The 8,399-nt window shown below is 59.3% G+C and carries 7 protein-coding genes and 2 pseudogenes; 6 read left to right on the forward strand and 3 right to left on the reverse strand.

Features of this window, described 5'->3' with window-relative positions; translation table 11 throughout:
- Positions 1-9 precede the first annotated feature (9 nt).
- The 5 genes from EOA32_RS02705 (at position 10) to EOA32_RS02725 (ending at position 5,917) form a co-directional block, all read left to right on the forward strand.
- Positions 10-1,590 (forward strand): ABC transporter substrate-binding protein, encoded by a 1,581-nt coding sequence (locus tag EOA32_RS02705; protein WP_128370789.1) that lies wholly within the window; start codon positions 10-12, stop codon positions 1,588-1,590.
- A gap of 72 nt (positions 1,591-1,662) precedes the next feature.
- A complete protein-coding gene (locus EOA32_RS02710; protein WP_245418846.1) occupies positions 1,663-2,619 on the forward strand; it encodes an ABC transporter permease in 957 nt (318 codons plus the stop codon).
- Positions 2,620-2,636: 17 nt separating this feature from the next.
- Complete coding sequence (locus EOA32_RS02715; RefSeq protein WP_095832819.1) at positions 2,637-3,467, forward strand: ABC transporter permease; 831 nt, start codon at positions 2,637-2,639, stop codon at positions 3,465-3,467.
- A gap of 1 nt (position 3,468) precedes the next feature.
- A complete protein-coding gene (locus EOA32_RS02720) occupies positions 3,469-5,043 on the forward strand; it encodes an ABC transporter ATP-binding protein (protein WP_245499129.1) in 1,575 nt (524 codons plus the stop codon).
- Positions 5,044-5,101: 58 nt separating this feature from the next.
- The gene (locus EOA32_RS02725; RefSeq protein WP_245499130.1) at positions 5,102-5,917 is read left to right on the forward strand and encodes an IclR family transcriptional regulator; all 816 of its coding nucleotides are present in this window, start codon (positions 5,102-5,104) and stop codon (positions 5,915-5,917) included.
- A gap of 31 nt (positions 5,918-5,948) precedes the next feature.
- On the opposite strand, the gene EOA32_RS02730 is transcribed toward EOA32_RS02725, so the two are convergent.
- Complete coding sequence (locus EOA32_RS02730; protein WP_095832821.1) at positions 5,949-6,992, reverse strand: Gfo/Idh/MocA family oxidoreductase; 1,044 nt, start codon at positions 6,990-6,992, stop codon at positions 5,949-5,951.
- A 131-nt stretch (positions 6,993-7,123) separates the two neighbouring features.
- On the opposite strand from EOA32_RS02730, the gene EOA32_RS02735 reads away from it, so the two are divergent.
- Positions 7,124-7,945 carry a helix-turn-helix transcriptional regulator gene (locus EOA32_RS02735; protein ID WP_067330581.1) on the forward strand — a complete coding sequence of 274 codons (822 nt, stop codon included), beginning with the start codon at positions 7,124-7,126 and terminating at the stop codon, positions 7,943-7,945.
- A 99-nt stretch (positions 7,946-8,044) separates the two neighbouring features.
- Here the strand turns inward: EOA32_RS02735 and EOA32_RS02740 are convergent.
- Together EOA32_RS02740 and EOA32_RS02745 are read right to left on the reverse strand one after the other, a co-directional pair.
- Positions 8,045-8,275 (reverse strand): annotated as a pseudogene (locus EOA32_RS02740) (inositol monophosphatase family protein); the annotation flags it as partial.
- A pseudogene (locus tag EOA32_RS02745) lies at positions 8,274-8,399 on the reverse strand (sodium:proton antiporter); the annotation flags it as partial. The pseudogenes EOA32_RS02740 and EOA32_RS02745, both read right to left, overlap by 2 nt.

Raw genomic sequence — 8,399 nt, forward strand, 5'->3', positions numbered from 1 at the left:
GAATGTGGAATGAGCAAGGACATAAATCGCCCAAAGGCACGTTCGACGCTTATCAGGCGGCGCGATGTGCTGAAGACAGGCTTGATGTTGGGCACCGGTATAATGCTTGCCGGGGCGGGCCTTCGCCCGGCCCTGGCCGATGAACCGAAGCGGGGAGGGACGCTCCGCGTCGGTCTAGGCGCAGCCGGGGCGAAATCGTCGCTCAACCCCTTCATCTCGACAGGCGATATGGATTTCGCGGTCGCCCAGTCGATCTTCGACCGGCTCACCGACTTCGATAAGGATGGCAATCTCTACAACAAGCTGGCGGATGACTTCACTCACAACGCCGAGGGCAACGTCTGGAAAATCAAGCTCAAGAAAGGTGTGGTCTGGCATGACGGCGCGCCTTTCACGGCCAAGGACGTCGTCTACACCATCCAGTACATCCTCAATTCCGACAACAAGGCCGATGCCTACCCCAACCTGGCGCCGCTCATGGAGCCGAAAGGGGTACGCGCGCTCGACGCCAATACGGTCGAAGTCGAATTGAAGCAGCCCTATGCGCTGCTGCCGCAAGTGCTGGGCAGCAAGGTCATGTTCCTCATGAAGGACGGCACGACCGACTTCGACAAGCCGATCGGGACCGGGCCCTTCAAGTTTGTGTCATGGTCCCGCGGTCAGCGGGTGACGCTGGCACGCAGCGATAACTATCGCACGCCCGGCCAGCCATATGTCGATGGCGTCGAATTCATCGCGATCAACGACCCGACCGCGCGCATGAATGCGCTGGTGGCCAACCAAGTCGATGCCGTGGCTCAGCTCGATGGAAGTCTTGCGCGCCTGATTGAAGCAAATCCCGCACTCACCCTGCTGCGCTCGAAGAGCGGTGCCACGACCGACCAATTCATGATGACGAACCTGAAGCCCTTTACGGACGTGCGCGTCCGCCAGGCGTTCCGGCTCATGATCGACCGCCAGCAACTGCTCGACAACGCCTTATCGGGATATGGCAGGATTGGCAACGACCTGCATTGCATCACGGATCCAGACTACGCCTCCGAATTGCCGCAACGCGCTTACGACCCGGATCAGGCGAAATCGCTGCTCAAGCAGGCGGGCTTTGACAATAGCCAAGCGATCACCCTCTACACCTCGGATGCCGCTCCAGGCATGCAGGCGTCGGCTACGCTCATCGCCAACCAGGGCAAGAAGATCGGCGTCAATATCGAACTTCTGGTCGTGCCGCCCGACAGCTACTATTCCGGTCCGAACTTCAAAAAGACGCAGATGGGCAGTTCGGATTGGGGACAGCACACTCTCGAATCCCAGTTCGGCCAAGGCTATGCCCGGGGTGCCTACTGGAACGAACCGGATTGGACCAGTGACGAGTTCGACAAGTGGGTAAGCAAGGCAAGAACCACGTTCGATGGCCCCAAGCGCCGCGAATATTATGTGGAGGCTCAGAAGGTCCTGTGGAACGAGGGAGCTTACATCATCTGGGGCTTCCGTGATCTTCTCGACGCCGCCAGCGCCAAAGTCAAGAATATCGTTCCCTCCACCCAGAGAAATCTCGGCTATTATCAGTTCGAAAGCGTCTATCTCGGGTAAACTGCAGCCGCCGTGGCCAGCCAAGCCGCGGCGGCTCCCTTTCTCTGAAGGTGAGACCCCTTGAATAAACCCTTGCTGCAGCTTCTGTTGACAAGAATAGTCCTGGCTGTCGTCACTCTTTTTGCCGTCTCCATTGTCGTCTTTGCCGCGACCCAATATCTGCCGGGAGATCCGGCCCGGGCAGCGCTCGGTGCCAAGGCGGACCCTTCGGCGGTGGAGGCGCTCAGGCGCGAGTTTGGCATGGATCGGCCGGCCGTCGTGCAATATGCCAGCTGGATCGGGGGCGCGCTCACCGGCGACTTCGGCCGGTCAATTCCGTCCGGCCGGCCAGTCTGGGAGACGATTGGGCCGAGGGCCGTCAACACCCTGATACTGACGGTCACATCGCTGCTCCTGCTGATACCGCTCTCCTTCGTGCTCGGCGTTGCCGCGGCGATCTACAAAGACAGATTGGCCGACCACCTGATATCAGTTCCGACAATCGTGACCGTTGCCCTGCCTGAGTTCGTAATCGGCACGGTATTGATTGTGCTTTTCGCGGTTTATCTTCGTTGGTTGCCGCCGGTTTCGCTGATCAACGACAGCCTTCCGCTTTCATCTCAATCGACCCTTTTCATTTTGCCGGTCCTGACCCTGCTCGGCACAACGCTGGCCCAGGTCGTACGCATGGTGCGGGCGGTGGCACTCGAAGTGTTGAACGCCGAATACATCTATATGGTACGGCTGAGGGGCATAAGCCCCGCGCGGGTGCTATTACGTCATGTTCTTCCCAACACCATCACACCCAGCATCCAGACGATCGCGTTGAATGCGGCCTGGTTGGCCGGCGGAGTGGTGGTCACCGAGTCCGTCTTTCAACTGCCGGGCATCGGCAGCGCGCTCTCGGAAGCGGTTATCAACCGAGACATGCCGACAGTGCTGGCCATCACGCTGATCATCACGGCGACCTATGTGCTTATCAACCTGGTGTCCGAAGCGCTGATCCTTCTTCTTAATCCAAGGCTGCGCGTGGCGCGCGGCACGACCTAGCCGGAGAGATTGACCGTATGCGCCGCTCCGTCCTGCGCCTGACCCTGGCGAGCCCAGCAGCTCGCATCGCTCTGGTCCTGGTCATCATCATCGTTGCCCTCGCCTCGTTCGGACCATTGTTCAGTCCGTACGCCTTCGATGAAATCGTCGGGGCTCCCTTCGCGCCCATAACCCACGCGCATTGGCTCGGAACCGACTTCCTGGGGCGCGACACTTTCAGTCGCTTTCTCTATGGCGGGAGGACTGTGCTCGTCGTCGCGCTTTGCGCGACCGTGGCGGCCTATGTAGTCGCGGTGCCGCTTGGCATCTACTCGGGCCTGCGGCGAGGCCCGCTGGATATTTTTCTGATTGCCATTTCCGACGTGATCTACGCGCTCCCGCCGGCCATCTTTCTTCTCGTCCTTCTCGCCTCGACCGGGCCAAGCCTGCCCACAGTCATCATAGGGATTGTGATCCTGCATTCACCCCGCATCTTCCGTATCGTGCGACTGATCACGATGGACATATCAAAGAACGAGTACGTCGAAGCTGCCTTCGCGCGCGGGGAAAGCTGGGCCGCAATCTGCTTCCTTGACATCCTGCCCAACGTGCTGACACCGGTCCTGGCCGACTTCGGGGTCCGACTTTGCGGGTCGATCATCCTCTACGCTTCGCTAAGCTACCTGGGCCTGGGCCTGCCACCGCCGGCGGCCGACTGGGGTCTGATAATCAGCGAAAACCGGATTGGCATCACGATCTCGCCATGGATCGCAATCGCGCCAGCTCTGGCAATTGCTGCCTTCTCCGTTGCCGTCAACGTACTTGCCGACAGCTTTGCGCGCTCGGTCGGTCGGTCGAAAGAGATTTGAAATGACCGAAGCAATCCCGCTCGTTGTGCAATCGCTTTTCATGCATGACCTCAACGGCCGCGAAATCGTCAGCGACGTCTCCCTTCATGTGAAGCGGGGTGAAGTCCTGGCCATCATCGGTGAATCGGGATCTGGAAAGACGTCAGTCGCCTTGAGTTTGCTAGGCTTTGCGCGGCCGGGAATGCGCATTTCCTCCGGCAACATTTTGATTGGCGGCACCGACATCCTCTCACTCTCGGGCCGGAGGAAACGTGCCTTCCAGGGCGGCAAAGTATCGCTGGTTCCACAGAATCCGACCACGAGCTTCAGCCCCCGCATGTCAGTCGGCAAGCAAATGGCCGAGCTTCTTGCGGCGCACGGCCATTCGGGCACCGGCATGAAGCAACTGATGCGTGACGCGTTGCGGAGCGTCGATCTCCCAGACGATGAAAAGTTTTTGAGACGCTATCCCTTCGAGCTCAGCGGCGGTCAACTGCAACGCATCGCAATTGCCATGGCCTTCGTCACGGCTCCGCAGGTCATCGTGATGGATGAGCCCACCACGGGCCTGGACGTATCCACCCAGCAAACGATCCTTGAGTTGATAGCGAGGCTGGTCAAGTCCAGCAGCGCCAGCGTGGTCTACGTCACCCATGACCTTGCGGTCGTGAACGTCGTGGCCGACAGGGTGGCCGTCATGCTTTCTGGAAGGATCGTCGAGCAGGGGAGCCGCAGGCAGGTCTTCGCAGCACCGAGCGACGACTATACGCGCATGCTGCTCGACGCTATTCCACGACTGGTAACCGATGGTCCTGCGGGGGCGTCCGAGGCCGACGGTGCCAAAATCCAGAGCGTCCTCGAGGTGAAGAACCTGCGCGCGGCTCATGGCCACGTCGAGGTCGTGCACGGCGTTTCATTCTCGGTCGGCAAAGGCGAGTGCGTCGGCCTTGTCGGCGGCAGCGGCAGCGGCAAAACCACTACGGGCCGATGCGTGACCGGTTTGCACAGCAACGCTTCGGGCGGCTTGTTGTTCGAGGGGCATTTGATGCCGTTCGCCGTCTCAAGTCGCTCCAAGGCAGATTTGAGCGCCATGCAGATCGTCTTCCAAAATCCTGACCGCTCGCTCAACCCAAAGGAATCGATCGCGCAAAGCATCGCCCGCGCCGTTCGCCTGACGGGGCTGGCTGACAAAGCAAGGGTCGGTGCCGAAGTGCGGTCGCTTCTTGACCGGGTTCGATTACCGCAACGGGTTGGCAATCTTTACCCGGGCGATCTATCGGGAGGTGAGCGTCAACGCGTGGCCGTGGCCCGCGCGCTCGCGGTCAAACCTAAGCTTCTGGTGTGCGACGAAATCACTTCGGCTCTCGACGTGTCTGTGCAGGCGGCCGTGGTCGAGCTTCTGCTCGATCTGAAGAAGGACGGCCTTGCGATGCTTTTCATAACCCACAACTTGCCGCTGGTCTCCGAAATTGCACAATCCATCATAATCATGAAGGATGGGAGCATCGTTGAGGCGGGACGAACGAATGACGTCCTGCGTTCGCCAAAGCACTCTTACACAAGAATGTTGTTGGACGCCGCGCCGCGACTTAATTGACGACCGGCTCGACTTGGAGCACCAAGGGGCGATTGCTACGGGATTCGCTGGAACGATCTTGCCAAACGACCTGTTCACCGACGAGGAAAAAAGTGCCCGCTTCGACGCTGTCGATCGGGCGGTTGCAGTCTTGCGCGTTCTTGAGCGCTCTGATCAGCCCATGTCGCTGTCGATGATCGCGCGCGAGGTCGGGCTGGGACAGCCAACCACGTCACGTTATGTGGCCAGTCTCGTCGGGCATGGGCTGATCGAAAAGGTGAATGGAAATCGCTATGTGCTGGGCATTGGGCTTTATATTCTTGGGCAGAAATCACTGCATCGCAGAGATGTTCGAACGGTAGCCCATCCCTATCTGGAAACCTTGCATGAACAGTTCAACGAGACGGTCAGCTTCGCCCTTTGGCTGCGTCACGAGGTCATTGTCGTGGACTGTATCGAGGCCATGCAGACGTTGCGTCAGGGAGCGTCCGTGGGCGTAGTCAATCCATGGCACGCCACTTCTCTCGGAAAGTCCATTCTCGCCTGGCTTGATCCGCATGAAGTGGACGTGCTGCTGAAGCAGCCGGGGCTGCCCCGCTACACGCATAACACCCTCACCACCGTGGACCAATTGCGTGCCGAATTCCCACTTATCCGGGAGCGGGGCTATGCGATCGACAACGAGGAGTCCGCCATAGGAGGTCGCTGCATCGGCGCGCCTGTTTTCGATCAATCGGGACGCCCGCTCGGCGCCATCAGCATCAGTGGGCCAATCGCGCGTGTTACCGACGAGGATGTCCCCTCGACTGGAGGGCGAATTGCAGAGATCGCAGGGCAGATCTCCCGTGCAATGGGGTATTCGGGGAAGCCATCCCGTGACACCAGGCGCGTCTAGGCCGCTCTTGCTCCTCGCTTTCTGGTGCGGGTCACTGGCCCGCAGCATCCTGTGCAGATTGAAGGCCCCTCGTTGGCTGCCCTCCTTGAACTGTGGCGGTGCGGCGCTTCGAGGCGGCCTTAGCCAAAGCCTCCGCGGCGCGCAGGGCGGCGACATTATCTGACCCCCGTGCCAGCCAGGTCAGCCTGCGCTCCCCGGCGCTGACAAAGTCCTCGACTGCAGCAACATGCGAGTCCCCGTCGCGAACCGGCACGAGCTCGTTCTTGGCTGCGTGCCGACGCATGAGCGTACCCGAAGCCTTGCCATTCAGCGTACCGTGGGCGATCAGCGTGCCGCGATCTCCAGCCACCACAACCGTGCTTTCCAGGTCGGCGATCGCAAAACTTTCGAATGCATGAAACAGACTGCCATCGTCGAGTTGGAAGGAATAGGAAATCTGGTTGGGTCTGCCATCGGCAACAGTGCAAATGGCCGAGACTTCGCGCGGTTCTCCACCCGTCAGGAACCTGGCAAGGTCGATGTCGTCGACGGACATGTCGAGATAGATGTCGCCCTCGTTGTCGAGATCGTCCTTTCTGCGCTTGGCTGCGGGCTTGTACGGTCCTTCGCGGGTAAGAAGGATCGATTGCACCTTCCCGATGTCACCATCCAGGATCAGTCTGCGCATCGTCTGGTGGATGGCCGACGCACGGAATGGTTGATGTACCGCAAGCACAATCCCGGCGCTGTCGCACAGACGCACAAGCTCAGCGGCCACTTTGCTGTTTTCGGAGATCGGTCCGTCACAAAGGACGTTCTTGCGAGCTTTGGCCGCGGCGGTGATGTAATGGGCCCGCCGCCTCAGACGTGCACTGACATAGGTGAACTCGACCCTAGGATCGCCGAGGGCATCCGACAGGTTGGTCGTCCATTGCGGAATGTCGAGATCCTGAGCGAAATGAGCTGCATCCATCTTTCGGCGGCTGACCACCCACAACGGAGTATGCCCCTGCGCTCTGATGCCCGCGACCATCTGCTCCGTGGCAATGGTGCCGGTCCCCATAACTGACCACCCAGTCTTGCCGTGAATTGCCATGCCGGGCGCTCCTGATCTGGCCCCAAGTATGGGCGCATTCGCCTCTGGCAGCCAACTTCGCATCTCGTTGAAGTCTGCATTAAACTGACGTACAGATAGCGTCTGTTCGCGTCATAGGGGAGGCGATCGAGGTGAACCACATCGCGGGGGATACCGCCGCGCTCGCGGCAAATTTGAGGACCTTGTGCGATCGCCACGGGTCTGTCGCCGCTGTTTGTCGCAAATTAAACGTCAATCGGCAACAATTTAACAAATATCTTTCTGGCGCCCATGTGCCGTCCAGCGCCAACCTGCGTACGATCGCTAACTTCTTCGGATTGAGCGTTCCGATCCTCTTCTCCGACCCCGAGGAGTTCAGGACGCTGATTGACGGCAACTTTTTTCATGCGATGTCAACTGCGCGCCATCTGCCGGAGTTTGTCAACTTCCTCTCGAATATTGTCTTCGACGGTAGTGTGCAGGATTCGGAGATCCTGGGTGTCTATGACCGATATCAGTTTTCATCGATCTATAAAGGTTTCATTCTAAAATCGGCATTCTGCCTCTATCGAAATAATAATTTTCTCCAGCATTACTATATCGAGCGGTTCCCGAGCTTCGACCGGCCGGGAAGAACGGAATACGTCTTCAAGTACTACGGGTTCAGCTTCCCAGTTGCGGACCGGCTGTTTACGGCCGATTTCGAAGGCATCCAGAGCAATGAGCTCACCTTCGGTGTCTATGCCCAGGTCAAGCGAAATGCGAAGCGTTTCATGTTCGGCATCGCCAGTGGCATTGCCGCCAATGCCTTCCGACAGCCCTATTCGACGAAGGTCGCCTTGCACTACAAGGGGCCGGGCCTGCTCCAACGCAGTCACCTCAAGGAACTTACCGTGATTGACAGGAGCGACCCAGGCATCCCGAGGGAAGTGCTGCAATATCTGGGCGACGGTTCGGACATGATCCAGATGTGAAATGCGAACCGACTAAGAGCATTACTCGTCGGCCCTATATTCGGCTTTGACGAACCCGACTTTCACGCTACCCGTTCAATCGCTTGAATGTCTTGCAGTTTAGGTGTTCAGGACGAGTTCATTCAGTGCCAACCGATGCAGCGACGGCGTCGCGGCGGCAAGGACGGGGCCTCCTTCCTCAGCTCGGCCGCCGTCGAGACGAGTGATCACACCACCTGCCTTCTCAATGATCGGGATCAGCGCGACGATGTCGTAGGGCTGCAGGGAAGGTTCAACCGCCAGATCGATCCGGCCCGCCGCTAGCATGGCGAAGGCATAACATTCCCCACCGGATCAGGATCATCGAGGCGCCCGTCGTGCCGATGACCGAGGCAAGGATTGCGCCGATCAGCAGCAGGCCGGAATTGACCAGCGGCGTGCCGTGGATGTTGCCGGCGACCAGGATGCCGCCGGA

Origin of the sequence: Mesorhizobium sp. M1A.F.Ca.ET.072.01.1.1, assembly GCF_004023325.1 — a bacterium.
GTDB lineage: Bacteria > Pseudomonadota > Alphaproteobacteria > Rhizobiales > Rhizobiaceae > Mesorhizobium.

Excerpts from the sequence above, each read along its gene's own strand:
- EOA32_RS02730 (WP_095832821.1), bottom strand. The coding sequence starts at position 6,992 with ATGGCAATTCACGGCAAGACTGGGTGGTCAGTTATGGGGACCGGCACC.
- EOA32_RS02705 (WP_128370789.1), top strand. The coding sequence starts at position 10 with ATGAGCAAGGACATAAATCGCCCAAAGGCACGTTCGACGCTTATCAGG.
- EOA32_RS02715 (WP_095832819.1), top strand. The coding sequence starts at position 2,637 with ATGCGCCGCTCCGTCCTGCGCCTGACCCTGGCGAGCCCAGCAGCTCGC.
- EOA32_RS02720 (WP_245499129.1), top strand. The coding sequence starts at position 3,469 with ATGACCGAAGCAATCCCGCTCGTTGTGCAATCGCTTTTCATGCATGAC.